Genomic DNA, 25,158 nt, shown 5'->3' with positions numbered 1-25,158 from the left:
CGATTAATTACACGCTTTACCAGGGATAAACTTCGCATCTTTATCCGCCATCAGCGTTTTCACTTTTTCGCCGGTGTCCGGGTTCGCCTCCAGCGTGAAATGCGCTTCCAGCGTCAGCAGTACGGATTGCCCGTTTTCCGCGCGAGCGGCTAAATAGTCACGCTCAAGCTGGGCGTTATTCGCCACCGGCATCCGTTTACCCGTTGCGCAGTCGGTAAAGATAGCTGCATCAGCCATATAGAAGTACATCCCCCGCATCGGCATTGGCGTCACTGGTAAGCTGGCGGAAACCGGCTGGAGCGTGTAGTTGAACTGCGACTCAATCGGATTACCTTCACGATCGAGCATTTCCAGCGCTTCACCTTTTACCCGGTAGTACGACTTTTCACCTTTGCTGTCGGTCAGCACCAGCTTGTCAGCAGTGCGCGCCCATGTACCATAAGAGGCAAAGGACGACGGTTCATCCCTCACCCCCTGATAGCGTTCGTTCATCACCCATGTTCCGTCTTTTTCAAGGAACAGAGAAGTTTCAATCCCTTCGCAGTCTGCGCAAGGCAGGATGCCACGCCAGCTCTGCTGCATCGGTTTTAATTCTGCCGCCCGTGTCGGCTGTAGTACTTCGACTTCAGTACGGTTGTTACAGCCGATCAAGGAAAAAAGCGTGCATGCAGCGACTACGGACAATATTGCTGTTTTCACTATCAATTCCTTATAAATTTTTATTCCTGCTCGTCAGTCTTGCGTTCGACGAACTCTCCCGCGCAGTGCTTTCACTGTGGATTTTTGCGCCTTCGACGACAACCTACGCTCTTTCGAAGCGCGCGTAGGACGCGTTGCCTGTCGGCTTTTTTGCACTGCGGTTAATTCTTTGATCACCGCCACCAGCCGCGAGATTGCCGCTTCCCGATTAAGCTCCTGGCTACGGTATTCCTGCGCCTTAATGATAATAATGCCATCGCTGCTAATCAGATGATGGCTGGCGGCAAGCAGTCGTTCCTTATAATACTCTGGCAGGCCAGAGGCCCGAATGTCAAAGCGCAAATGGATAGCCGTCGAGGTCTTGTTAACGTGCTGACCGCCCGCGCCCTGCGCCCGAATCGCCGTGATTTCCAGCTCATTGTCAGGGATAGAGACGTTTCGGGAGATAACAATCATGAACGCGGCTGCCACGCGGTCAGATGAATTTCCAGATTGTTCTGAGAATCGGACAACCAGATCGCGCCATCCTGGATCGTCGCCTGCAGCGCCATGGTGCGACCAGCAAATTCACTCAGTTGTGCCAGCTGTTCGTCATCCAGATACCACACGGTAAGATTTTTAAACTGCGCGCACTTACTCTGGTTTTGTTGCCACCAGATCTGGGCCGCACGGCTGTTGTAGGTAAACAGGGCCACCTCAGCAGACTGAGTGCAGGCTTTCTTAATACGGCGCTCATCCGGCAGGCCGAGTTCAATCCATAAATCAATGCCCAGATGGTCGTTTCGCAGCCATGCTTCCGGTTCATCTTCCGCACTCAGGCCCCGCGTAAACTGCAGGCGCTCATCGGCATATTTAATCCACGCCAGCAGACGCAGCATCATGCGCTCCTGGGTTTCTGAAGGGTGACGCGCCAGCGTCAAGGCTGCGTCAAGGAATTGGTTGCGGTCAAGATCCGCCACATTGACTACAGCTTTATAGATTGTCGCTTTAAGCGCCATTTGAGAACTCCTTTCGAATCAGGCGCACATTGTAGCGAAAACCACGGCAAAAGGCTGCTAACAGCGCCTCTATCAAGGCGCTGATATTGCCTGAATGAGTATGGTATAGTCACCTTGCTAAACAGAGTTTATCTTCGTAGGCTTAGACTTGCATCCACGGTTAAGTCAGAGTGCTGACAGGAGGGCATGTGGAAAAATATTGTGAGTTAATACGCAAGCGGTACGCGGAAATCGCCAGCGGAGACTTAGGGTATGTCCCGGATGCGCTGGGCTGCGTATTGAAGGTGCTTAATGAAGTGGCGGCAGACAGCGCCCTTTCAGAGTCGGTCAGGGAAAAAGCGGCCTATGCTGCCGCGAACTTACTGGTGAGCGATTATGTCAATGAATGAAACGTATCAACCCATCAACTGTGATGATTACGACAATCTTGAACTCGCCTGCCAGCACCATTTGTTACTGACGTTGGCGTTAAAAGATGGCGAAGTTTTGCAAGCGAAGGCAAACGATCTGGTTTCCCGCAAAAACGTGGAATATCTGGTCGCAGAGGTCGCAGGTGAAACCCGTGAGCTTCGCCTCGACAAAATTGCCAGCTTCAGCCACCCACAAATCGGTACCGTGGTAGTCAGCGAATCCTGATTATTTTGTTGCCGGATGGCGGTGCAAGCACCTTATCCGGCCTACGGTCCATGCGATACGTAGGCCGGATAAGCGCAGCGCCATCAGGCATGCCAAATCAGACTCACACCTTCTTCATCTTCTGCTATTCCCTCACGCGTCACAAAAACACCCGCAGCCGCAATCAACGTTTCACCATAAAAAAGCAGCGGCGTGGTATCTCGTCGCCAGGGTGGAATCCCCTGCTCCTGCCAGATTTTCTTTAATTTACGTCCACCGTTACGCCCGACAATATGTAATACGCCTGGCGCTTTAAAACGAATACTGACCAGCTCGTCCGCTTTAGGCACGCGCAATTCGCCTGCGGAGATTAACTGCACCGATCCCAGCCCAACGGGCAGCGTCAGCGGCGTTTGCCAGCATGGCCAAGGAATGACGGTTTCGCTGTGCCCGTCGACCGGTTTCACCCACCACAGTTGCGACTGGTAGCGACGAATGTCGAACCCTCCAAGGCGAAAACAGGGGGAAGCATCCTCTCGTGCCAGCGCGACTTCCTGCCAGATACGTTCCAGAGCGTCACGGGAAGGCATTGGCGCATGTAATCCCGCCAGCCAGCGGCGAAGCAGCGCAGCACGCCGCACATCGCTCATCATCATAAGCGGCGCCAGCAACAGTGTTCCCTGGGCCGTGACACAGTCGGCTAGATCGCTGGCAAGCAATTCATCCAGCAAGCTCTCCTGCTCGGCGCACAGCGCGGCGCTGCGGGCTGTAGCTTGCGCGAAGTGTGGCCAACGCTGTTGCAGCAAGGGAGTAACGCGCAATCTGAGGAAATTGCGATCGTAGGTATCATCCTGATTACTTTCATCTTCGATCCAGCATAATTGGTGCTGTCGCGCCCACCCTTCCAGCGCCTCTCGCGTTTGCGCCAGCAGCGGTCGGATCAGCCGGGTCCCGGCGAACGGTGAGCGTTCCCCCATGGCCGAAAGCCCGGCAGGACCACTGCCGCGCTTAAGTGCCAGCAGAAAGGTTTCGCACTGGTCATCCAAATGCTGGGCGGTCATCAGTACCTCGCCCGGCAGTAACGTCTGTGCAAATGCGTGATAGCGCGCCCGCCGCGCCTGAGCTTCTATACCCAGGCCATCATCCTCCAGACGGACCCGTTCAACCACCAACGGCACCTGCCACTGCGCGCATATCGATTCACAGTGCTGCACCCAGCTGTCCGCATGGGGACTTAGTCCATGATGAATATGGATTGCGCGCAACGTAACGTCAGGGTGCTGTGCTCGCCACAGCACTAACTGATGCAGCAGCACGGTGGAGTCCAGCCCGCCGCTAAAGGCGACCAGAATCGATTGAGAATTCAGCAGTGAAGTATTCAGCGTGAGTGTTGTCATGATGGTTACTTACAATGGCATTGCCCGGCACGTTACCGGGCTAACGCCACAATAACAAGCCTTACAGCTCATACAGTTCGAGCGGTAATCCGTCGGGATCGTTAAAAAACGTAAAGCGTTTGCCAGTAAAAGGATCGATGCGTACCGCCTCACACTTCACATCGCGAGCCTCCAGATGCGCGATCGCTTTCTCTACATCATCCACACTGAATGCCAGATGACGTAAACCACAGGCTTCCGGTCGACTCGGGCGGCAAGGTGGAAATGGGAAAGAAAAGAGCTCAATCACATACTGACCGTTCAATGCCAGATCGCCTTTCCAGGAGTCACGCTCTTCCCGGTAGGCTTCGCTCATCAGGGTGAAGCCCAGCACATCGCAGTAAAATGCCTTACTCACCGCGTAGTCCGTCGCAATAATGGCAATATGGTGAACCTGTTTTAATTCCAGCATAGCGTCATCGCCTCTTTCGTTTGTTCTTTCAGCACGTTACTCGTGCGTAATGGGTTCAGGCAAGTCGTTATGCCATTTTTAAGACTCTCACACGATACACGCCATCCTCACCCAGTTTAGCGCCATGGATATCGGTTTCAAATCCAGGATAATGATGGCCCACTGAACACAGCATCAGCAGGAAATCGAGTACAGCCCGGCTTTTTTCCGTGATCATTTCACCAGGCATCAAGAGCGGTACTCCGGGCGGATAAGGCAGGATCATATTGGCGGAAACGCGCCCCACCAGTTGATCAAGCGCCACCGTTTCAACCTCACCTTTGATCTGCCGCTGCCAGGCCTGATGCGGCGTCATTTTCATTTCCGGTAAGGTATCAAATGCCCGTAGCATCAGCCCGGAGAGATCGTGCTGGCGAATAAGCCTATGGATCCCCTGCGCCAGATCCTGAATACGCATATTGCGATAAAAGTCGGGATCCTCGGCATACAGATCCGGCAGCATGTTTTTCACGCGTAAATTCAGATCGTACGAACGCTTAAATTCCGTCAGGCCGCGCAGCAGGCCCATCGCCCGGGTTTTATCAATGCCGATGCTGAACAGGAACAACAGATTATACGGTCCCGTTTTCTCGACAACCACGCCGCGTTCATCAAGGAATTTCGCCACCAACGCGGCGGGGATCCCCTCTTCACTCATATTTCCTTGTTCATCCATCCCCGGCGTCAGAATAGTGACTTTCACCGGGTCGAGGAACATGTGGTCGGCGTCAGCATCGACAAATCCGTGCCAGTCTTCACCAGGCGCTACCGGCCAGCATTCTGCTTCATCCACCCTTTCCGGCTGCCAGATATCAAAAAACCAGCCATCCGACTCTTCACGCAACCGCTGCACTTCTTTACGAAAATGCAGCGCCCGCTCCACCGAACGATTGATTAACCGCTTGCCTGAATTGCCTCGCAGCATGGCCGCTGCGGTTTCTATCGAGGCAACAATCGGGTAACTCGGCGAAGTGGATGTGTGCATCATAAAGGCTTCGTTGAAGGTGTCTTCGTCGTAGTCACCCTTAATGTGGATCAGAGAAGCCTGTGACAACGCCGCCAGCATCTTGTGGGTAGACTGGGTTTCAAAAATCACCTTCCCCGGCACGCGCTCACCGCTCATCCCGCTTTTCCCCTGATAGATCGGATGAAAATGGGTATATGGCACCCAGGCTGAATCAAAATGGATAGAGGGCACATCCAGCGTTTGCTTGATCCAGTTGGTGTTATACAGCAGGCCGTCATAGGTAGAGTTGGTGATCACCGCATGCACCGGCCATTGCGCCTGGGGGGTCTCCTCTATCTTGCTTTCAATGCTTGCACGGGTAAATTCCCGACGGGGGATACCGCCCAGAATGCCCAACGCATTACGCGTCGGCTTCAACCAGATTGGCACCACATCGCTCATCATCAGCAAATGCGCCAACGACTTATGACAGTTGCGGTCAATCAACAGTGTACTGCCGGTTGGTGCGGCATACATACCAACAATTTTATTGGAGGTGGACGTGCCGTTGGTCACCATATAGCTCTGCTCGGCGCCAAAAGTGCGCGCGATATACTCCTCCGCTTCCAGGTGCGGGCCGGTATGATCCAGCAGCGAACCCAGCTCGGTCACAGAAATGGACACATCGGCTTTCAGCGTATTGCCGCCAAAGAAATCATAGAACAGGCAGCCGACCGGGCTTTTCTGGTACGCCGTTCCCGCCATATGACCGGGCGTGCAGAAGGTATACTTTCCTTCCTTCACATAGGTAAATAGCGCTTTGGTAAAAGGCGGCGTGATGTTATCCAGATATTCACTGGTGTACTGGCGGATGCGGGTGGCAATGTCTTCAGACTGGCCCAGCGCATACTCAAAAAACCACAGCGCCATACGCAGATCATGGGCGCTGACATCCATCGTCGAATGGGTATTAATAAAGGCGTAGAGCGGAAGATATTCGTTTAGCTGGTTGATCTCACTGCACAGATCCAGACTGTATTCATCCCAGTCAAAAATGACGCCGCAAATTCGCGGGTTATGTTCGATAAACTTCAGCAGGTCAACGCTATTCTGCGGCCAGATAATCTGAAACCCCTGCTGTTGTAGCGCACGCTCAAGTTCCTTGATGGGCTCATCTTTATAAAAGACGCCATGCGGTCCCATGATGGCAATGATATTCATGCGTTCCTCCTGGAAAAACCTTAGTTAAGCATAGCCTGGTCAAACAGTAGGTAAAAAAAAGGGCCACAGCATTGTGGCCCTTTTCAGAATGAATGCAGTTTACGCGTAGCCGTAGCTCATCAGACGCTGGTAACGACGGTTTTTCAGATCTTCTTTACCTAACACATCAAGATCGGCGAGATCGGCCAGCAGTTGCGCTTTCAGCGACGCCGCCATGGCTTCCGGGTTGCGGTGCGCGCCACCCAGCGGTTCAGGAATGATAGAGTCGATAAGCTTCAGCTCTTTCAAACGCGGCGCGATAATCCCCATCGCTTCTGCGGCCAGCGGCGCTTTATCGGCGCTTTTCCACAGAATAGACGCGCAGCCTTCCGGGGAGATAACGGAATAGGTGCTGTATTGCAGCATATTCACTTTATCGCCTACGCCGATCGCCAGCGCGCCGCCGGAACCACCTTCACCGATAACGGTGCAGATGACCGGTACGCTCAGACGCGACATTTCACGCAGGTTGCGCGCGATCGCTTCAGACTGACCACGTTCTTCAGCGCCCACGCCCGGGTAAGCCCCAGGGGTGTCAATGAAGGTAATGATCGGCATGTTGAAACGTTCAGCCATTTCCATCAGACGCAGCGCTTTGCGATAGCCTTCCGGCGCTGGCATGCCGAAATTACGACGAATTTTTTCTTTGGTCTCACGGCCTTTCTGATGACCAATGATCATCACCGGACGGCCATCCAGACGCGCGATACCGCCGACGATAGCTTTGTCATCCGCATAGGCACGATCGCCCGCCAGCTCATCAAATTCATCAAACGCCAGGCGGACATAATCCAGGGTGTACGGACGCTGTGGATGGCGCGCCAGTTGGGCTACCTGCCATGCGCCAAGATCGGCGAAGATTTTACGCGTTAGTTCTACGCTTTTTTCACGCAGACGATGCACTTCTTCATCGATGTTAATATCCAGTTTCTCATCCTGACGGCTAACCGCAGTCAGAGAATCGATTTTTGCTTCCAGCTCTGCAATCGGCTGTTCAAAATCAAGGAAATTCAGACTCATAGTATTCCTGTATTAGTCAAACTCCAGTTCCACCTGCTCCGAACCAATAAGGCCGCGGAGATCGTTTAGCAAACGATCGCTCGGAGAGACACGCCACGTCGCGCCAAAACGCAACCGCGCACGTGCATCCGCCCTCTGATAGTAGAGATGTACTGGAATTGTCCCCGAGCGGTGGGGTTCCAGAGACTGACGGAGTCGGTTTAAAAGCTGGTCATCAATTTGCCTGTCCGTCAGCGAGATAGCAAGCCCGCGAGCATATTTTTCCCGGGCTTCGTCAATATCCATGACTTCACGGGCCATCATTTTAAGCCCGCCGCTGAAGTCATCAAAGCTGACCTGTCCGCTGACGATAAGTATGCGGTCTTTTTCCAGCAATTGCTGGTATTTATCCAGGGCATCGGTAAACAACATAACTTCCAGACGCCCGGAACGGTCATCCAGTGTACAGATGCCGATACGATTACCGCGCTTGGTGACCATTACCCGCGCGGCAATGACGAGCCCCGCAGCCGTGGTGACTTTACCACGTTCTGTCGGATGCATGTCTTTCAGCCTGTGGCCTCCAACATAGCGCTCAATTTCTTTTAAATACTGGTTGATGGGGTGTCCCGTCAGGTAAAGCCCTAACGTTTCACGCTCACCGTCTAATACTACCTGCTCAGGCCACGGTGTACAGTTGGCATAAGACTGTTCAATTTGTTCCGGCTCTTCCGCCAGCACGCCAAACATGTCAGCCTGGCCAATAGCCTCGGCTTTCGCATGCTGATCGGCGGCTTTTAGCGCATCGTTGAGCGAGTTCATCAACGCCGCGCGGTGTGGGCCAAGGCGGTCAAACGCCCCGGACATAATCAGTTTTTCCAGCACCCGGCGATTAAGTTTTTTGATATCCGTACGCGCACAGAGATCAAACAGCTCGCGGAAGTAACCGCCTTCGTTGCGCGCCTCAATAATAGCTTCAATTGGCCCTTCACCCACGCCTTTTATCGCGCCGATGCCGTAAACAATCTCGCCATCATCGTTAACGTGGAAATGGTAAAGCCCGGAGTTAATGTCCGGCGGCAGGATTTTTAGCCCCATGCGCCAGCATTCATCCACCAGCCCGACCACTTTCTCGGTGTTATCCATATCGGCCGTCATTACCGCCGCCATAAACTCGGCAGGGTAATGTGCCTTCAGCCACAGCGTCTGGTAAGAGACCAGCGCATAGGCAGCGGAGTGTGATTTGTTAAATCCGTAACCGGCGAATTTCTCCACCAGGTCAAAGATTTTCATCGCCAGTTCGCCGTCGACGCCGCGCTTTTTCGCCCCTTCTTCAAAGGTGCCGCGCTGTTTGGCCATTTCTTCCGGCTTTTTCTTACCCATCGCACGACGCAACATATCCGCGCCGCCAAGCGTGTAACCAGACAGCTCCTGGGCAATCTGCATAACCTGTTCCTGATACAGGATAATGCCGTAGGTTGGCTCCAGTACCGGCTTCAGACACTCATGCTGCCATTGTACGTCCGGGTAGGAAATCTCTTCGCGCCCATGCTTACGGTCGATAAAGTTATCTACCATCCCCGACTGTAGCGGGCCTGGGCGGAACAGGGCCACCAGTGCGATCATATCTTCGAAGCAGTCAGGCTGCAGACGTTTGATCAGATCCTTCATGCCGCGGGATTCAAGCTGGAATACCGCGGTGGTCTCCGAGCGTTGCAGCATGTCGAAGCTTTTCTTATCGTCAAGCGGAATGGCTGCGATATCCAGCGGCGGCTCGCCGTTCTTTTCACGGCGGGCGTTGATCATCTCCAGCGCCCAGTTGATGATGGTCAGCGTACGCAGCCCCAGGAAGTCGAACTTCACCAGGCCGGCGTATTCCACGTCGTTCTTATCAAACTGAGTAACCGGGTGCAGCCCCTGTTCATCGCAGTATAGCGGCGCAAAATCGGTAATTTTGGTCGGGGCGATAACCACACCACCGGCGTGCTTACCGGCGTTACGCGTGACGCCTTCCAGCTTACGCGCCATATCGATCAGCGCTTTAACCTCTTCATCTGCCTCATAGATTTCCGGCAGTTGCGGTTCAGCTTCGAAGGCTTTCGCCAGCGTCATGCCCGGATCGGGCGGCACCAGTTTCGAAATACGATCCACGAAGCCGTACGGATGACCGAGCACACGGCCCACGTCACGGATAACCGCTTTTGCCGCCATCGTACCGAAAGTAATAATCTGCGAAACCGCATCACGACCGTACATTTCCGCCACGTGTTCAATAACCTGGTCGCGTTTCTCCATACAGAAGTCAACGTCGAAGTCGGGCATTGAAACACGTTCCGGGTTGAGGAAACGTTCGAACAGCAGGTCAAATTCCAGCGGATCCAGGTCGGTAATTTTCAGCGCATAGGCCACCAGCGAGCCAGCGCCGGAACCACGTCCCGGGCCTACTGGTACGCCGTTATCTTTCGACCACTGGATAAATTCCATAACGATCAGGAAGTAGCCCGGGAATCCCATCTGGTTGATAACCTGTAGCTCAACATCCAGACGTTCATCATATTCCGGACGGCGCCTGGCGCGCTCTTCCGGATCCGGGAAGAGGAACTCCAGTCGCTGTTCCAGCCCCTCTTTCGACTTCGCCACGAGGAAATCCTCGGTGGTCATATCGCCGGTCGGGAACTGCGGCAGGAAATATTCGCCAAGGCGCACCGTGACGTTACAGCGTTTGGCGATTTCGACGGTGTTTTGCAGCGCCTCCGGGATATCGGAGAACAGCTCGCACATCTCGTCTTCGCTACGCATATACTGCTGCGCAGAGTAGTTACGCGGGCGTTTAGGGTCGTCAAGGGTAAACCCGTCGTGGATCGCCACACGGATTTCATGCGCGTCAAAATCGCCGGTTTCCAGGAAGCGAACATCGTTGGTCGCCACCACCGGCAAACCACGCCTTTCGGCCAGTTCTACCGCGGCATGCAGATAGTTTTCTTCATCTTGTCTGCCGGTACGGATCAGCTCAAGGAAGTAGCTATTGGGAAAATGCGCTTCGTAAAACGCCACGCATTCATCAACCAGGGCGCTATTACCGCGCAACAAGCTACGTCCGACGTCGCCCATGCGGCCGCCGGAGAGCAAAATCAAACCTTCTTTTAGCTCGACCAGCCAGTCCCTGTCGATGACCGGCCCTTCTGCGCCATAACCGCGCTGATAGGCTTTTGATATCAACAACGTCAGGTTCTGATAGCCGGTATTGTTAGCGGCCAGTACGGTGAGTTGCGTGAGTTCATCACCCAATAGTTCACTGCGGACATGAAAATCTGCGCCTACAATAGGCTTAATACCGGCGCCGTGACCCGCTCCGTAAAACTTCACCAGACCACACAGGTTGGTAAAATCGGTGATCGCCAGCGCAGGCATGCCTAACGCGGCCGCCTTCTTCACCAGCGGCCCGGTTTTCGCCAGCCCATCGATCATGGAGTAGTCGCTGTGCACCCGGAGGTGGACGAAACGTGGTTCAGACATCTTCAGATTCCTTCGACACAAGAATCAGGACGTGAGTCCCAGTGCGCGTTTGACGGGGCCAAAACTGCGGCGATGGTGCTCTGTCGCGCCATACAGTGCCAATTTTTCCAGATGAAAAGCAGTTGGATAGCCTTTGTGCTGTGCAAAACCATACTGCGGAAAAACCGTATCCAGCGCAGCCATTTCAGCATCGCGGGTCACTTTTGCCAGTATTGACGCTGCGCTAATCTCCGCAACGCGGCTATCACCTTTGACTACCGCCATCGACGGTACCGGTAATGCCGGGCAACGATTGCCATCAATCAGTACGTATTCTGGCGCAATATGCAGACCCGCGACCGCACGCTGCATCGCCAGCATGGTGGCATGCAAAATATTCAGATCGTCGATTTCATGCGGTTCTGCACGGCCTACGCTCCAGCTTAACGCTTTTTCTTTGATTTCATCAAACAGCGCCAGGCGACGTTTTTCTGACAGTTTTTTTGAGTCGTTAAGACCGATAATCGGGCGAGCCGGATCCAGAATAACGGCAGCAGTAACAACCGCACCGACCAAAGGACCACGCCCGACTTCATCCACACCCGCCACTAAATGCGTATGCGGATAAACAAATTCAATCATTGCGCTAACTCCAGGACTGCATCCGCTGCCTGCTCATCGGCATTGCAACGGATCTGCTGGTGCAGTTCACGGAATGTGTCGTGCATCGCATGGCTGGTTTTGCCATTCGCCAGTAACGGCAACAGCGCTTGCGCCAGCGCATGCGGCTCACACTCTTCCTGCAACAGCTCTTTAACCAGTTCTCTTCCCGCTAACAGGTTAGGTAGCGAAACGTAATCCGTTTTCACCAGACGCTTCGCCAGCCAGAAGGTGAAGGGTTTCATGCGGTAGCCGACCACCATCGGACACTTTGCCAGCATACACTCCAGCGCAGCGGTGCCTGAAGCCAGCAGTGCGGCGTCGCTGGCCACCATCGCTTCACGTCCCATGCCATTAAGCAGATGCACGGAAAGCTCCGGCGCAACCTCAGCCTTGATACGCTCAAACTGCTCCCGGCGTTTGGCATTGACCAGCGGCACCACCACTTCGAGATCCGGGTAATGCTGACGTAACAGCTGCGCCGTTTTCAGAAAATCGGCGCTGAGCATCTCCACTTCAGCGCCACGGCTTCCAGGCAGCAGCGCCAGGCAGTGAGCATCGTGGGGAATACCCAGAATATCACGTGCCGCGTTTTTATCCGGATCCAACGGCATGGCATCCGCCATGGTGTGGCCGATAAAGCGGCACGGGACGTTAAATTTGTCATAAAACGCTTTTTCGAAAGGCAGAAAGGCCAGCACCATATTGGTGGATCTGCCTATTTTGAAAACGCGTTTCTGTCGCCACGCCCAGACGGACGGACTGACATAATGAATGGTTTTTATGCCCTGCTTTTTCAAGTTCCCTTCAAGGGTAATATTGAAATCAGGCGCATCAATACCAACGAAAACATCCGGCTTGAGATCGGTGAATCGACGAGTGAGATCGGCACGAATATGCAGTAAACGGCGCAGACGTCCGAGCACTTCAACGATGCCCATAACCGCCAGTTCTTCCATTTCGTACCAGGCTTCACAGCCTTCGGCCTGCATTAGCGGCCCCGCCACGCCAACAAAACGCGCATTGGGAACACGAGCTTTGAGTGCGCGAATTAGCCCTGCACCAAGAATATCGCCGGAGGTTTCTCCGGCGACGAGGGCAATCGTTAAAGGACGCTGCTCAGTCATTAACGAATCAGACCACGCGTTGAGCGCTCAAAGAAGTCGCTGAAAGCCTGGACTTCGGGGTACTGTTTCGCCAGTTCGGCGATTTCCGGCTTCACTTCTTCCAGCGTTTTACCGCTACGGTACAACGCTTTGTAGGCATTACGAATCGCGGTAATCGCTTCGCGGGTGAACCCACGACGCTTCAGACCTTCGATGTTGACGCCAAACGGCGTCGCGTGGTTGCCCTGGGCGATAACGTACGGTGGCACGTCCTGAGCAACGCCAGAACAGCCGCCAACCATCACATGCGCGCCGATGATGCAGAATTGATGCACCGCAGTCATACCGCCGATGATAACAAAATCATCCAGCGAAACATGTCCGGCAAGCGTGGCGTTATTCGCCAGAATACAGCGGTTGCCTACCGTACAATCATGCGCGACGTGCGCATTAATCATCAGTAAGTTATCGCTGCCCACCTTCGTCACTCCACCGCCCTGCACTGTGCCACGATGAATGGTGACGCTTTCGCGGATGCGGTTGCGATCGCCAATTTCCACGCGGGTCGGTTCGCCAGCATATTTAAGATCCTGGTTAACTTCGCCGATGGAGGCAAACTGATAGATCTCGTTATCGCGACCAATTTTTGTATGGCCATTCACGACAACGTGAGACTTCAGTACGGTACCCTCACCAATTTCAACATGGGGTCCAACAATACAAAATGGGCCAATGTGAGCGTTAGCGCCAATACTGGCGCCCTCTTCCACAATGGCGGTAGGGTGAATAAAGGCGGATTTATCAATCACGTATCAGGCCTCCCGGCTACGGGCACACATCATCGTTGCTTCGCACACAACTTTACCGTCGACCAGCGCAACCCCTTTAAAACGGGTCAGGCCACGGCGCGTTTTCTCGAAAGTCACTTCCATGATCATCTGATCGCCCGGCACGACAGGACGCTTAAAGCGTGCTTCGTCAATACCCGCGAAATAGTACAGTTCGCCTGGTTCCAGTTTTCCTACGCTTTTAAACGCAAGGATACCAGTGGCCTGCGCCATCGCTTCCAGAATCAGTACGCCAGGGAAAATAGGTTTGCCCGGGAAGTGGCCCTGGAAGAAAGGCTCATTAACGGATACATTTTTCACTGCGCGCAGAAAACGACCTTCTTCAAAATCCAGCACACGGTCAACCAGCAGAAACGGAAAACGGTGCGGCAGAAGTTCTAAAATCTCTTCAATATGCAGAGTATGAGTGTTAGTAGTCAAAATACTCTTCCTGTCAAAATATACTAAAAGGCAATAATAACACGGCCTGTCGCAATCGTATGAATGAGACAGGCCGAAAAGTCAGACATGCAAAAAAGGTGCTTTAGTCTTGTTGATTAACCTTGCGCTCAATCGCTTTGAGGCGCTTGCTCATATCATCAATATTCATCACCAGTGCAGCTGTTTTACGCCATACCTTATTGGGTTGTAGCGGAATGCCTGAGGAGTAGACGCCAGGTTCAGTGATAGGACGCATCACCATACCCATGCCAGTTACCGTGACTTTGTCGCATATTTCCATATGCCCATTGATCACGCTGGCACCGCCAATCATGCAGTAGCGGCCAATCTTCAGGCTACCCGCCATAATGACGCCACCGGCTACCGCCGTATTGTCGCCAATCACAACGTTATGTGCAATCTGGCATTGATTATCAATGATAACACCATTACCGATCACAGTATCGTCCAGAGCACCACGGTCAATGGTGGTACAAGCGCCGATCTCGACGCGATCGCCGATAATCACACGACCAAGCTGCGGAATCTTCACCCAGTTACCACGATCGTTCGCGTAACCAAATCCATCCGATCCGACGACAGTGCTGGACTGGATCAGGCAGTTCTCACCGATCTGAATGTCGTGGTAAATCGTCACATTCGCCCACAAACGCGAACCTGCACCGATTTTTGTATTTTTTCCGACGAAGCAGCCTGCGCCGATAACGACGTTATCGCCCAGCTCTACGCCAGACTCAATGACCGCATTTGCGCCCACAGAGACATTTTTACCCAGCTTCGCCGTCGCATCGATCGCTGCACTCGGTGCAATGTTCTGTGCGGGCTGCGGCGTGGTATCTAAAATTTGCGCCATACGAGCATAGGTCAGGTAGGGATTCTTCACTACCAGCGCCGCACTCTTAGCAAAAGGAAGATCGTCCTGCGTCATCACAACGGCAGAAGCCTGGCATACCCCTAAGTGTTCACGGTACTTAGGATTCACCATAAATGTGATATTGCCAGTTTGTGCAGATTGCATGGACGCTACGCCGGTGATGACGATATCGCCATCACCGTGTAATTCTGCATCCAACTGCTCTGCTAAATCAGCCAGTCGAATTGAAGGCATTACTTATTTAACCTGTTTCAGTACGTCAGCGGTGATGTCTTTTACATCGCTGCTATTGTATGCAACGGTGTTTGCGTCAACGACCAGATCGATGCTCTGGCTGTTAGCAACAGATTTCACAGCTGTCTGGATACGAGTAACCAGTTTGCCACGTTCTTCGTTGGAACGACGCGCACGATCCTGCTCAAAAGCCTGAGCTTTCTGAGAGAAAGTCTGGCGCTGAGCCATAACGTCTTTTTCCAGCTTGGTACGATCGCTACCCGCTTTCATAGATTGCAGACGCTGCATTTTAGATTGCAGATCGGATTCCATGCGCTGCAGTTCGCTGGCACGGCCTTTGAACTCGTTTTCCAGCGTAGCGGAAACACCTGTCTTCTGTGCAACCTGTTGGAACAGGCTACCCATGTTGACGATTGCAATTTTGTCAGCGGCCTGTGCGGACGTTGCCATCGCTAAACCGAGACCTGCAGCTAATAACCACTTTTTCACAATTAACTCCTTACCATCCCATTTGCACCCGTAGGTACAGTTCTTTGCGTGGCCAGGCGATCCCATGCAAGATCGCCTAAAGTCAGCGCTACACTACCACTACATTCCTTTGCGAAGAACAATTACCAGGTTTTACCAATGTTAAACTGGAACTGTTCCGCTTTGTCTCCATCGTACTTCTTGAACGGCTGGGCGTAGGAGAAAACCAACGGCCCCAATGGGGACATCCATTGTAAAGCGATACCTGCTGACATACGGATATTGCTCGGATCGCTGTAATCTGGCACACCGACAGCTCGTGTTTCTGCGCTATCCTGCCAATTAGTATCCCAAACGGTACCCATATCCCAGAAGAAGGAGGTACGAACCGAGTTGGCATATTTATCACTAATAAACGGTGTTGGGGTAATAAACTCCAGGCTGGCGACAGCCATGGCGTTACCACCGACTGCATCATCTGATTTACAGTCTTTACCGTCCTTGTTCGTGCACTCTTCGTAGTCGTCAGGATCCCCTGCATAAGCCCCTGATTTATAAACTGCTTTCGGACCGATAGTATTCGACTGGAAACCACGTACGGTGCTGGAACCACCGGCATAGAAGTTCTCATAGAACGGCATTTCTTTACTGCCAATACCGTCTCCATAACCTACCTTGGTACGGCCCAGGACAACCCATTTGTGATCGTCATCAATCGGCACGTAGGTCGCGGTATCCATCGACAATTTGTAGTATTCGTTATCAGAACCCGGAATGGTCACTTTACCGTTCAGGTTGACGCGCGTACCGTCTGTCGGGAAGTAGCCACGGTCAAGCTTGTTATATGTCCAACCATAGTTAAAGGTGAAGTCATCAGCAGCAAAGCTGTTGGTATTGGTCTCACCCATTGACTCAAGATAACGATCCATCGCAACCTGCGGCTGCATGTTGGACAGTTTGTTATGTACATAACCCAGACCCGCACGCAGCGTATTGTATTCGTTAACCGGGAAGCCGAGCGTTACATCAGTACCATAACTTTTGTTGGTATAGTCGGACAGGTCTGCATCATCCGCTTCAAAGTCGTTATAGAAGACGCGGCCGCCAAGGCTCACACCGTCAACGGTGAAGTACGGGTTGGTGACAGACAACTCAGTATAGGTCTGGTAGTCGTTTTTGGTGCCGTTAATACCGACGGAATAACCGGTACCTAACCAGTTATCCTGCTGAACGCCAGCCTGGAAGCTCACGCCGCTCTCGGTACCGTAACCGACGCCGAAGTTAAAGCTACCGGTGTTACGCTCTTTCACCTTATAGACCACATCAACCTGATCCGGACGGCCCGGAACACGCTGAGTATCGGTATCGACGGTTTCAAAGTAACCCAGACGGTTCAGACGTTCTTTACCCTGGTCGACCAGATCGCTGCCCAACCATGCGCCTTCCATCTGACGCATTTCGCGACGCAGAACAGAATCTTTAGACGTGTCGTTACCTTCAAAGCGAATCTTACGCACATAGAAACGGTTACCCGCATCCACATTTACGCGTAATTTAACGGTTTTGTCGGCATCGTTGATTTCAGGCTGCGACTGAACGCGCGGATAGGCATAGCCATAGCGCCCCAGAAGCTTCTTGATATCATCTTCCATTTTGGTCACTTTGGTGCCGTTATAGAGTTCGCCTGGCTCGATTTTGGTCAAGCTCTCAATTTCGGCGGAGTGTCCGGCCAGGTTACCGCTCACCTCGACTCCAGAAAGCTTGTACTGATCGCCTTCAGTGATGTTAACGGTGATGTAGATACCTTTTTTATCCGGCGTCAGGCTGACCTGGGTAGAATCGATATTGAAACGAGCATAACCGCGATCCAGATAGTAGCTGCGCAGGGTTTCAAGATCGCCCGCGAGTTTCTGTTTCTGGTATTTACGATCGCCCACCACGTTCCACCACGGCACTTCATCACGCAGTTGGAAGTGAGAGATAAGTTCGTCAGTCGAGAAAGCATGGTTGCCGACGATATTGATCTGTTGGATCTTCGCCGAAACACCTTCCTGGAAGACCAGTTTGAGGTCAACGCGGTTACGCGGCAACGGCGTTACCACCGCTTTCACACTGGCGCTGTACTTACCGACGCTATAGTAGAAATCCTCCAGGCCTTTTTCGATATCGGCAAGCGTGGTGCGATCCAGAGACTCGCCAACACGTACGCCAGACGCCTCGAGGTTTTGCTTCAGCATGTCGTCTTTCACCGATTTGTTACCGGAGAAAGTGATGCTGGCAATCGTCGGACGTTCTTTTACCTGAACCAGAAGGGTATCACCATCGCGCAGGACGCGGACATCCTCAAAGTTACCGGTGGCGAACAGAGCACGAATGGTATTACTGATGTCTTCATCATTAACCGTGTCGCCTGTGCGCACCGGCATACTGAGGAGAGCCGCACCAACGGCGACTCGCTGTAGGCCTTCGAAATGAATGTCCTTCACTACGAACCCTTCAGCACCGTATACGGTGGCGCTGCTAAACAGCAGCGACGCTATGAGCAACTTTTTCATCGCCATCGTTATTATGCGTTCTTCCTAACACTCTCTTACAACCGAGAGAAATCATTGAAAAGTGCAAGCCCCATTAACAACACCAGCAAGATAGAGCCAATGCGATAACTAAAGTCTTGAACCCGCTCGGATACCGGACCGCCCTTCAGCTTTTCAATCGCCAGGAACAGCAGATGCCCCCCGTCAAGAACGGGCAACGGAAACAGGTTAATTATCCCTAAGTTCACGCTGATAAGCGCAAGGAACATCAGGTAATAAATCACCCCGAACTCCGCTGACATCCCAGCCCCCTGGGCGATAGAAATCGGCCCACTGAGGTTGTTCAGTTTTACATCACCGGTAATCAATTTTCCCAGCATACTGACCGTCAGCTTCATCAACTGCCACGTTTTATCCGAGGCTTCGAGGATGGCGCTGAAGGGCCCATACTGGCGTACAGTCTTATACTCATCAGGCAGAGGAATAATTTTAGGCACCACGCCTGCAAAACCTTCTGCCTTCCCGTTAACCTGTTTTGAATCTGGGGTTAACGTTAAAGACAAGGAACTTCCTTGTCTTTCAATATCTAGCGCTAACGGCTCATCCGGATTATCGCGCACCAGCGTCACGAACGTCATCCATTGCGTCAGCGGCTGACCATTGACTTTAACGATCCTGTCGCCAGCTTGCAAACCCGCCTTACTTGCAGCCGAGTTAACCTGCACTTCTGACAGCACTGGTTCAATCTGTGGACCGCGTGGGCGAATCCCTAAACTGGAGACGGGATCCTGTTTGTCTGGCTCAAATGCCCAATGGCGTAAATCCAGCGTTTTGTCCTGCCGCTGGTCACTGCCAAACTGCGCCACGCTGAGCGTCGTATGCTCATCGCCAATTTTGGCAACCAACTGTAGTCTCACGGCATCCCAATCAGGGGTTTCGATACCATCAACCGCTTTTAGTTCCGTACCAGGTTGAATTTGCGCCTGCGCAGCAATCGAGTTGGGCGTTATTTCACCAACAACCGGACGAACACCAGGGACACCGATGATAAACACCAGCCAATAAGCGAAAATAGCAAAAAGGAAGTTTGCAATCGGACCTGCGGCAATAATGGCTGCGCGTTGCCCAACCGTTTTATTGTTGAAAGCGTAATGGCGCAGCTCCGGTACCACCGGTTCAGCGCGCTCATCCAGCATTTTGACGTAACCGCCGAGGGGGATTAGTGCGATGACGTATTCTGTACCCAGTTTATCGGTACGACGCCAAAGCGCTTTTCCAAAGCCAATGGAAAAGCGCTCAACGCGGACTCCGCAGCGCCGTGCAACCCAGAAATGACCAAATTCATGCACGGTGATAAGCACACCGAGTGCGACGATGAATGCAGCCAGATTCCAGAGAATACTCAGCATAAGACCATCCGTTAGAGCGTCCTGAATACCAGTAACAACAGGCAGGCAAAGACCGGTACCGCAGCCGTCAGGCTATCAATACGATCCAGAATACCGCCGTGTCCTGGAATTAAGTGACCACTGTCCTTAATACCTGCTTCACGCTTAAACATACTCTCAGTCAGGTCACCCAGCACGGAGGCCAGGGCTGCAACGATGGAGCAAATAAGCAAGGTGACAGGCGCAACTTCAAGATTCGCCCACATGCCATAACCCCATGAGATCACGGCCGCAGTAGCGAGTCCGCCAATAAAACCCTGCCAGGTTTTACCAGGAGAAACCTTCGGCGCCAGTTTATGTTTGCCAAACAGCTTACCAAACATATACGCACCAGAGTCCGCTCCCCAGACGAGGATCGTGACATACAGCAGCCATAGCGCGCCACTATAATGATTCTCATCATAGTGCCATGCCCGTAGCGCCAGCATTCCCCAAAAGAAAGGAACAATGGTTAGTACGCCGAAAATTATGCGTAATGTTTTGGAATTACGCCAGACCGACGCCGAACCTGGGTAAAACAGTACCAGTAACAGCGCGACGATCCACCAGCCCAGTGACGCCCATAGCGATACTTCAACCAGCGGCTGATGAATATTACGATGGTATTCTGGCAGTAAAAATAGCATTAGCGCCAGCAATAGCCCGCACAAAACCGCCAGCCAGACTCGCTGTGTACGCGTGGTAAAACCGCTTAACTGTCCCCATTCCCAGGCGGCCAGCATACAGACGACCAGCGTAACAATGGCGAACCCCACCGGCGGCAGCAAAAACAGCGCCGCGATGACAACGGGTATTAAAACAAAAGCAGAAATCAGGCGATACTTCAGCAAAAGCGACCCCCATCAGGCTTTTTCATCACCGGGCTCGGTGCCGCCGAAACGACGCTCACGATTAGCAAAGGCATGCAGCGCACCTTCAAAGTCTTGTTCATCGAAATCGGGCCAGAGAACATCCGTAAAGTAAAGTTCGGCATAGGCAATTTGCCATAACAGAAAATTACTAATTCGATGCTCTCCCCCAGTCCTTATCACTAAATCCACAGGGGCCAGTTCATGCATACAAATTTGCTGCCCAAGCATCTCTTCATCGATTTGCTCTGGACGCAGCAGACCTTCCTGCACCTGTTGTGCCAGTTGCCTGACTCCCTGGACAATATCCCACCGTCCACCGTAATTCGCTGCAATATTCAGCGTCAACCCGGTATTCTGGGCGGTAAGCGCTTCTGATTTGCGAATCCGTTCTTGCAAACGTGAGTTAAATCGACTGATATCCCCGATAATACGCAGACGTACGTTATGGCGGTGCAGGTTTTTTACTTCGCTATCAAGCGCCCACACAAACAGTTCCATTAACGCGCTCACTTCCTGCGCAGGTCGGTTCCAGTTCTCACTGCTAAAGGCATACAGCGTTAACGCATCAATACCGTTATTGGCAGCAAAAGAGACAGCCCGGCGGACGGATTTTGCTCCGGCCTTATGCCCAAAGGCGCGAATCTTCCCTTGCTTTTTCGCCCAGCGGCCATTGCCATCCATGATGATTGCTACATGGCGGCAACCATGTGCTGGCAAATTTTCGCTTAATGGTTTAGTTGCAGACAACATAACGCGTTTTTAGTCCCTGAAAGGATTTACGGTACTCAGGAATACTGAAGCCCTCACACAAAAAAGCCGTGTCAAACCACGGCTTACCCGACCGACAAAAAGCAACTACCCGCGATCGAGTGGCGCAGACTATATCACTGAAGCCCAACGCTAACAAATAGCACGATCTTCCGTAGAGGGATTATCATCAGCTTGAGAGTCGCATCACTGCTTTTCTGGCAACTTCCCGCGCGATGGCATCAACCTTCAGTACGTCATCAACGCTCTGCGGCTCCTGCAAATCCATCTTATCCAGTACGGATAAATTAAGATCGGCAATATCGGTAAATCGAATCTGCTGCGCCAGAAATGCGGCAACGGTAATTTCATTCGCGGCGTTCAGGGCGGTCGTCGCCGCCTGCCCTTGCTCAAACGCGTCCATCGCCAGTTTCAGGCACGGATAGCGCTGGTAGTCAGGTGCCGAAAACGTCAACGCACTGAGTTGGCAAAAGTCGACAGGCTTAACGCCAGACTTCACACGTTCCGGCCATGCCATCGTATGGGCAATAGGTGTACGCATGTCAGGTTCCCCTAACTGCGCCAGAACGCTGCCATCCTGATAACGAACCATCGAATGAATAACCGACTGCGGATGAATCAGCACTTCCATCTGGCTTGCGCTGGCATTAAATAACCAACGCGCTTCAATGTATTCCAGACCTTTATTCATCATGGTGGCTGAATCGACAGAGATTTTTCGTCCCATCGACCAATTCGGATGACGACATGCCTGATCGGGGGTCATAGCAACCAGATCGCGCAATGGCGTTTCACGGAAAGGGCCACCAGACCCGGTAAGCAGCACGGACACGACGCCGTTTTGCTCAAGGTCAGCGTATCCCAGATTGAGTTGGATCGGTTGCGGTAAACTCTGAAAAATCGCGTTATGCTCGCTATCAACCGGCAAAAGCTGCGCTTTGTGGCGTTTCACGTCGTCCATAAACAGACGTCCGCAGGTTACCAGAGACTCTTTGTTCGCCAGCAAAATGCTTTTGCCCGCGCGGATCGCCGAAAGCGTCGGCAGCAAGCCCGCTGCGCCGACAATCGCCGCCATAACCTGATCAACATCATCCAGCGCGGCCATATCACAGGCAGCCTGCTGTCCACTCATAACTTCAGTGCGGCTACCCTGCTCCAGCAGAGCCGATTTTAGCAATGCCGCGCTTTTTTCATCGTCCATTACCGCATAGCGAGGAGAAAATTCCAGGCATTGCTCCACCATACGGGCAACATTCTTACCCGCAACCAACGCAGCAACACGAAATTTTTCCGGGTTATGGCGTACTACATCCAGCGTACTGCAACCAATGGAACCGGTTGATCCCAGGATGGTTAATTGCTTCATGAGACATCCAGAAAAATAGGGTATAGGCAGAAAAAGCAAAACGCCGCCATCCAGCCCTTGCAGGCCTTCTAAGCGGCGTTTTTAGCGTACAGATGAATCAGAACTGCATCAGTTCCGTTTCTTTCTCTGCCAGCGCCGCATCAACTTTCTTGATCGCTGCGTCAGTCAGTTTCTGTACTTCGTCCTGAGAACGGCGATCGTCATCTTCGCTGATCTCTTTATCTTTCAACAGCGCTTTCACTTTGTCGTTTGCATCGCGGCGTACGTTACGTACGGCAACACGCGCGCCTTCAGCTTCGCCACGCACGATCTTGGTCAGATCTTTACGACGTTCTTCGGTCAGCGGAGGCAGCGGAACGCGGATGTCGGAACCCGCTGAACTTGGATTCAGACCAAGGTCGGAAGCCATAATTGCTTTTTCAACGGCAGGTCCCATGGAGCGGTCAAACACGTTGATTTTCAGGGTACGGGAATCTTCAACCGTTACGCTTGCCAGTTGGCGCAGCGGAGTCGGCGTGCCGTAATATTCCACGACAATACCATCCAGCAGGCTAGGAGAAGCACGGCCCGTACGAATTTTGCTGATTTGATTTTTGAACGCTTCGACGCATTTGTCCATGCGTACTTCAGCATCTTTTCTGATATCGTTGATCACGTTACGAATCCTTGAAAGCTCGTTTCAGTCAGACCATACCCACCACGCAAGGTGTGACAAGTATAGTCTTGATTAATTTTGAGGGACGTATCCCGCGACATTAAAGCGGAATATTACCTGCATTTAGCCGCAACGGGAATTATTCCGTGATTAACGTGCCTTCTTTTTCACCCATAACAACACGGCGCAGCGCACCCGGTTTGTTCATGTTAAAGACACGAATCGGTAATTTGTGGTCACGAGCCAGCGTGAACGCAGCCAGATCCATCACTTTCAGCTCTTTATCCAGTACTTCAGTGTAGGTCAACTGTTCGTACATGGTCGCCGTAGGATCTTTAGCCGGGTCGGCAGTAAATACGCCGTCCACTTTGGTGGCTTTCAGTACTACATCCGCTTCAATTTCAATACCGCGCAGACAGGCTGCTGAATCGGTAGTGAAGAACGGATTGCCGGTACCCGCAGACAAAATAACAACGCGATTGTTACGCAGCAGACTGATCGCTTCCGCCCAGCTGTAGTTATCACACACGCCGTTCAGAGGAATGGCGGACATCAAGCGAGCGTTCACATAGGCGCGGTGAAGCGCATCGCGCATCGCCAGACCGTTCATTACGGTGGCTAACATGCCCATGTGGTCGCCCACAACGCGGTTCATCCCTGCTTTCGCCAGACCAGCGCCACGGAACAGGTTACCGCCACCAATCACTACGCCAACCTGAATACCCAGCTCAACCAGCTCTTTGATTTCCTGAGCCATACGGTCAAGTATGCTTGCATCAATACCGAAGCCTTCTGAACCTTGCAGAGCTTCGCCACTTAACTTAAGCAGAATACGTTTGTAGACGGGTTTTGCATTGGTAGCCATGTTTCTTTCCTGAGACTGTCAACGAATGAGATGAGTTAATTCCGGCGACATTGTATGTCGCTTTTCAGCATGACCACTATAGCGGTTCGCTGAATTTACAAGCCAGACACAAAAAGAAGCCGCCCTCAGGCGGCTCCTTTAAAAATTAAGACTGCTTGGACATCGCAGCAACTTCTGCTGCAAAGTCAGTCTCAACTTTCTCGATGCCTTCACCCACTTCGAAGCGGATGAAACCAGTTACGTCAGCATTGTGCTCTTTCAGCAGCTGACCAACAGATTTGCTCGGTTCCATAACGAAAGGCTGGCCAGTCAGAGAAACTTCGCCGGTGAATTTCTTCATGCGGCCTTCAACCATTTTCTCTGCGATTTCTTTCGGCTTGCCAGACTGCATGGCGATGTCCAGCTGAACCTGGTATTCTTTCTCTACCACTTCAGCAGAAACGTCTTCCGGCTTAACGAATTCTGGTTTGCTTGCAGCAACGTGCATTGCCAGCTGTTTAACCAGTTCTTCGTCAGCGCCAGTTGCAGCAACCAGAACACCGATACGCGCACCGTGCTGGTAGTTACCCAGAACTTCGCCTTCCAGGGAAGCCACGCGACGAATGTTGATGTTCTCACCGATTTTAGCAACCAGCGCAACACGTTCTTCTTCGAACTGTGCTTTCAGAACTTCAACGTCAGTGATTTTGCCAGCAACGGCAGCGTCCAGTACTTTGTCAGCAAATGCCTGGAAACCAGCATCTTTAGCAACGAAGTCAGTCTGGCAGTTAACTTCCAGAATGAAAGCGATGTTGCCGTCGATTTTGGTTTTGATTACGCCGTCAGCAGCAACGTTGCCTGCTTTTTTCGCCGCTTTGATTGCGCCAGACTTACGCATGTTTTCGATTGCCAGCTCGATGTCGCCATTAGCTTCAGTCAGTGCTTTTTTGCAATCCATCATGCCTGCGCCAGTACGCTCACGCAGCTCTTTTACCAGGGATGCGGTAATTTCAGCCATTCTAAAATCCTCGGAAGATTTGATCTGCCCGGCATGAAACCGCACAGATTTAAAAGTGAAAAAGGGGGCCATATACAGGCCCCCTAACCAAACGTGATACTACCTGGCCTATATCCGTCATTCTTCCAGCTGCAGGTGCGTTGT

The 25,158-nt window shown here is 52.4% G+C and carries 24 protein-coding genes; 2 read left to right on the top strand and 22 right to left on the bottom strand.

Going from position 1 to position 25,158, the window contains the following annotated elements:
- Positions 1 to 3: 3 nt before the first annotated feature.
- Genes nlpE through FDW96_RS02660 form a run of 3 tightly spaced genes read right to left on the bottom strand, consistent with a single transcriptional unit; the run spans position 4 to position 1,697 of the window.
- Entirely contained in the window at positions 4 to 702 is a 699-nt protein-coding gene (nlpE, locus tag FDW96_RS02670; RefSeq protein ID WP_094300986.1) for an envelope stress response activation lipoprotein NlpE, read from the bottom strand.
- Between the two features lie 30 nt (positions 703 to 732).
- A complete protein-coding gene (gene arfB / locus FDW96_RS02665; protein ID WP_042312146.1) occupies positions 733 to 1,155 on the bottom strand; it encodes an alternative ribosome rescue aminoacyl-tRNA hydrolase ArfB in 423 nt (140 codons plus the stop codon).
- Complete coding sequence (locus FDW96_RS02660) at positions 1,152 to 1,697, bottom strand: YaeQ family protein (protein ID WP_042312149.1); 546 nt, start codon at positions 1,695 to 1,697, stop codon at positions 1,152 to 1,154. The genes arfB and FDW96_RS02660 overlap by 4 nt, the downstream gene beginning before the upstream one ends.
- A 188-nt stretch (positions 1,698 to 1,885) precedes the next feature.
- Between FDW96_RS02660 and FDW96_RS02655 the strand changes: the two genes are divergently transcribed.
- Both FDW96_RS02655 and rof read left to right on the top strand, forming a co-directional pair.
- Entirely contained in the window at positions 1,886 to 2,086 is a 201-nt protein-coding gene (locus tag FDW96_RS02655) for a YaeP family protein (protein ID WP_005132083.1), read from the top strand.
- Positions 2,073 to 2,333 (top strand): Rho-binding antiterminator, encoded by a 261-nt coding sequence (gene rof, locus FDW96_RS02650; RefSeq protein ID WP_032940409.1) that lies wholly within the window; start codon positions 2,073 to 2,075, stop codon positions 2,331 to 2,333. The genes FDW96_RS02655 and rof overlap by 14 nt, the downstream gene beginning before the upstream one ends.
- An 83-nt stretch (positions 2,334 to 2,416) precedes the next feature.
- Here the strand turns inward: rof and tilS are convergent, their stop codons facing one another.
- The 19 genes from tilS to tsf all read right to left on the bottom strand — a co-directional run bounded on the left by tilS (position 2,417) and on the right by tsf (position 25,014).
- Positions 2,417 to 3,709: a tRNA lysidine(34) synthetase TilS gene (gene tilS / locus FDW96_RS02645; RefSeq protein WP_137365179.1), complete on the bottom strand. Its 1,293-nt coding sequence runs from the start codon at positions 3,707 to 3,709 to the stop codon at positions 2,417 to 2,419.
- 61 nt (positions 3,710 to 3,770) lie between these two features.
- Positions 3,771 to 4,160, bottom strand: a complete 390-nt coding sequence (locus tag FDW96_RS02640) for a VOC family protein (RefSeq protein ID WP_137360293.1) — start codon at positions 4,158 to 4,160, stop codon at positions 3,771 to 3,773.
- 67 nt (positions 4,161 to 4,227) lie between these two features.
- A complete protein-coding gene (ldcC, locus tag FDW96_RS02635) occupies positions 4,228 to 6,366 on the bottom strand; it encodes a lysine decarboxylase LdcC (protein WP_042312156.1) in 2,139 nt (712 codons plus the stop codon).
- A 99-nt stretch (positions 6,367 to 6,465) separates the two neighbouring features.
- Positions 6,466 to 7,425, bottom strand: a complete 960-nt coding sequence (gene accA, locus FDW96_RS02630) for an acetyl-CoA carboxylase carboxyl transferase subunit alpha (RefSeq protein WP_038637427.1) — start codon at positions 7,423 to 7,425, stop codon at positions 6,466 to 6,468.
- 12 nt (positions 7,426 to 7,437) lie between these two features.
- Positions 7,438 to 10,920 carry a DNA polymerase III subunit alpha gene (gene dnaE / locus FDW96_RS02625; RefSeq protein WP_061380840.1) on the bottom strand — a complete coding sequence of 1,161 codons (3,483 nt, stop codon included), beginning with the start codon at positions 10,918 to 10,920 and terminating at the stop codon, positions 7,438 to 7,440.
- A gap of 24 nt (positions 10,921 to 10,944) precedes the next feature.
- Positions 10,945 to 11,541, bottom strand: coding sequence for a ribonuclease HII (gene rnhB / locus FDW96_RS02620; protein WP_038637421.1), 597 nt, complete (start codon positions 11,539 to 11,541; stop codon positions 10,945 to 10,947).
- The gene (gene lpxB, locus FDW96_RS02615) at positions 11,538 to 12,686 is read right to left on the bottom strand and encodes a lipid-A-disaccharide synthase (RefSeq protein WP_042312164.1); all 1,149 of its coding nucleotides are present in this window, start codon (positions 12,684 to 12,686) and stop codon (positions 11,538 to 11,540) included. The genes rnhB and lpxB overlap by 4 nt, the downstream gene beginning before the upstream one ends.
- Positions 12,686 to 13,474, bottom strand: a complete 789-nt coding sequence (lpxA, locus tag FDW96_RS02610) for an acyl-ACP--UDP-N-acetylglucosamine O-acyltransferase (protein ID WP_003018525.1) — start codon at positions 13,472 to 13,474, stop codon at positions 12,686 to 12,688. The genes lpxB and lpxA overlap by 1 nt, the downstream gene beginning before the upstream one ends.
- Before the next feature lie 3 nt (positions 13,475 to 13,477).
- Entirely contained in the window at positions 13,478 to 13,933 is a 456-nt protein-coding gene (gene fabZ / locus FDW96_RS02605) for a 3-hydroxyacyl-ACP dehydratase FabZ (RefSeq protein WP_003018528.1), read from the bottom strand.
- A gap of 103 nt (positions 13,934 to 14,036) precedes the next feature.
- Positions 14,037 to 15,062: a UDP-3-O-(3-hydroxymyristoyl)glucosamine N-acyltransferase gene (gene lpxD / locus FDW96_RS02600; protein ID WP_042312169.1), complete on the bottom strand. Its 1,026-nt coding sequence runs from the start codon at positions 15,060 to 15,062 to the stop codon at positions 14,037 to 14,039.
- A gap of 3 nt (positions 15,063 to 15,065) precedes the next feature.
- A complete protein-coding gene (gene skp / locus FDW96_RS02595; protein ID WP_016151765.1) occupies positions 15,066 to 15,551 on the bottom strand; it encodes a molecular chaperone Skp in 486 nt (161 codons plus the stop codon).
- Positions 15,552 to 15,673: 122 nt separating this feature from the next.
- Positions 15,674 to 18,091 carry an outer membrane protein assembly factor BamA gene (bamA, locus tag FDW96_RS02590; protein WP_137360290.1) on the bottom strand — a complete coding sequence of 806 codons (2,418 nt, stop codon included), beginning with the start codon at positions 18,089 to 18,091 and terminating at the stop codon, positions 15,674 to 15,676.
- 29 nt (positions 18,092 to 18,120) lie between these two features.
- Positions 18,121 to 19,473: a sigma E protease regulator RseP gene (rseP, locus tag FDW96_RS02585; protein ID WP_061380841.1), complete on the bottom strand. Its 1,353-nt coding sequence runs from the start codon at positions 19,471 to 19,473 to the stop codon at positions 18,121 to 18,123.
- Between the two features lie 11 nt (positions 19,474 to 19,484).
- Positions 19,485 to 20,342 carry a phosphatidate cytidylyltransferase gene (cdsA, locus tag FDW96_RS02580; protein WP_137365178.1) on the bottom strand — a complete coding sequence of 286 codons (858 nt, stop codon included), beginning with the start codon at positions 20,340 to 20,342 and terminating at the stop codon, positions 19,485 to 19,487.
- 12 nt (positions 20,343 to 20,354) lie between these two features.
- A complete protein-coding gene (ispU, locus tag FDW96_RS02575; RefSeq protein ID WP_032940405.1) occupies positions 20,355 to 21,113 on the bottom strand; it encodes a (2E,6E)-farnesyl-diphosphate-specific ditrans,polycis-undecaprenyl-diphosphate synthase in 759 nt (252 codons plus the stop codon).
- Between the two features lie 187 nt (positions 21,114 to 21,300).
- The gene (gene ispC / locus FDW96_RS02570) at positions 21,301 to 22,497 is read right to left on the bottom strand and encodes a 1-deoxy-D-xylulose-5-phosphate reductoisomerase (RefSeq protein ID WP_061380843.1); all 1,197 of its coding nucleotides are present in this window, start codon (positions 22,495 to 22,497) and stop codon (positions 21,301 to 21,303) included.
- Between the two features lie 97 nt (positions 22,498 to 22,594).
- Positions 22,595 to 23,152: a ribosome recycling factor gene (gene frr / locus FDW96_RS02565; RefSeq protein ID WP_006686783.1), complete on the bottom strand. Its 558-nt coding sequence runs from the start codon at positions 23,150 to 23,152 to the stop codon at positions 22,595 to 22,597.
- A gap of 139 nt (positions 23,153 to 23,291) precedes the next feature.
- Positions 23,292 to 24,017: a UMP kinase gene (gene pyrH, locus FDW96_RS02560; RefSeq protein ID WP_003018549.1), complete on the bottom strand. Its 726-nt coding sequence runs from the start codon at positions 24,015 to 24,017 to the stop codon at positions 23,292 to 23,294.
- Positions 24,018 to 24,162: 145 nt separating this feature from the next.
- On the bottom strand, positions 24,163 to 25,014 hold the full coding sequence (gene tsf / locus FDW96_RS02555; protein ID WP_003018551.1) for a translation elongation factor Ts: 852 nt from the start codon (positions 25,012 to 25,014) through the stop codon (positions 24,163 to 24,165).
- Positions 25,015 to 25,158: the final 144 nt, after the last annotated feature.

Source organism: Citrobacter sp. TBCS-15, from assembly GCF_005280815.1.
Taxonomy (GTDB): Bacteria; Pseudomonadota; Gammaproteobacteria; order Enterobacterales; family Enterobacteriaceae; genus Citrobacter; species Citrobacter werkmanii.
Note: the sequence above shows the minus strand (reverse complement) of the source record. Positions and strands in the feature narration are given on the sequence as shown.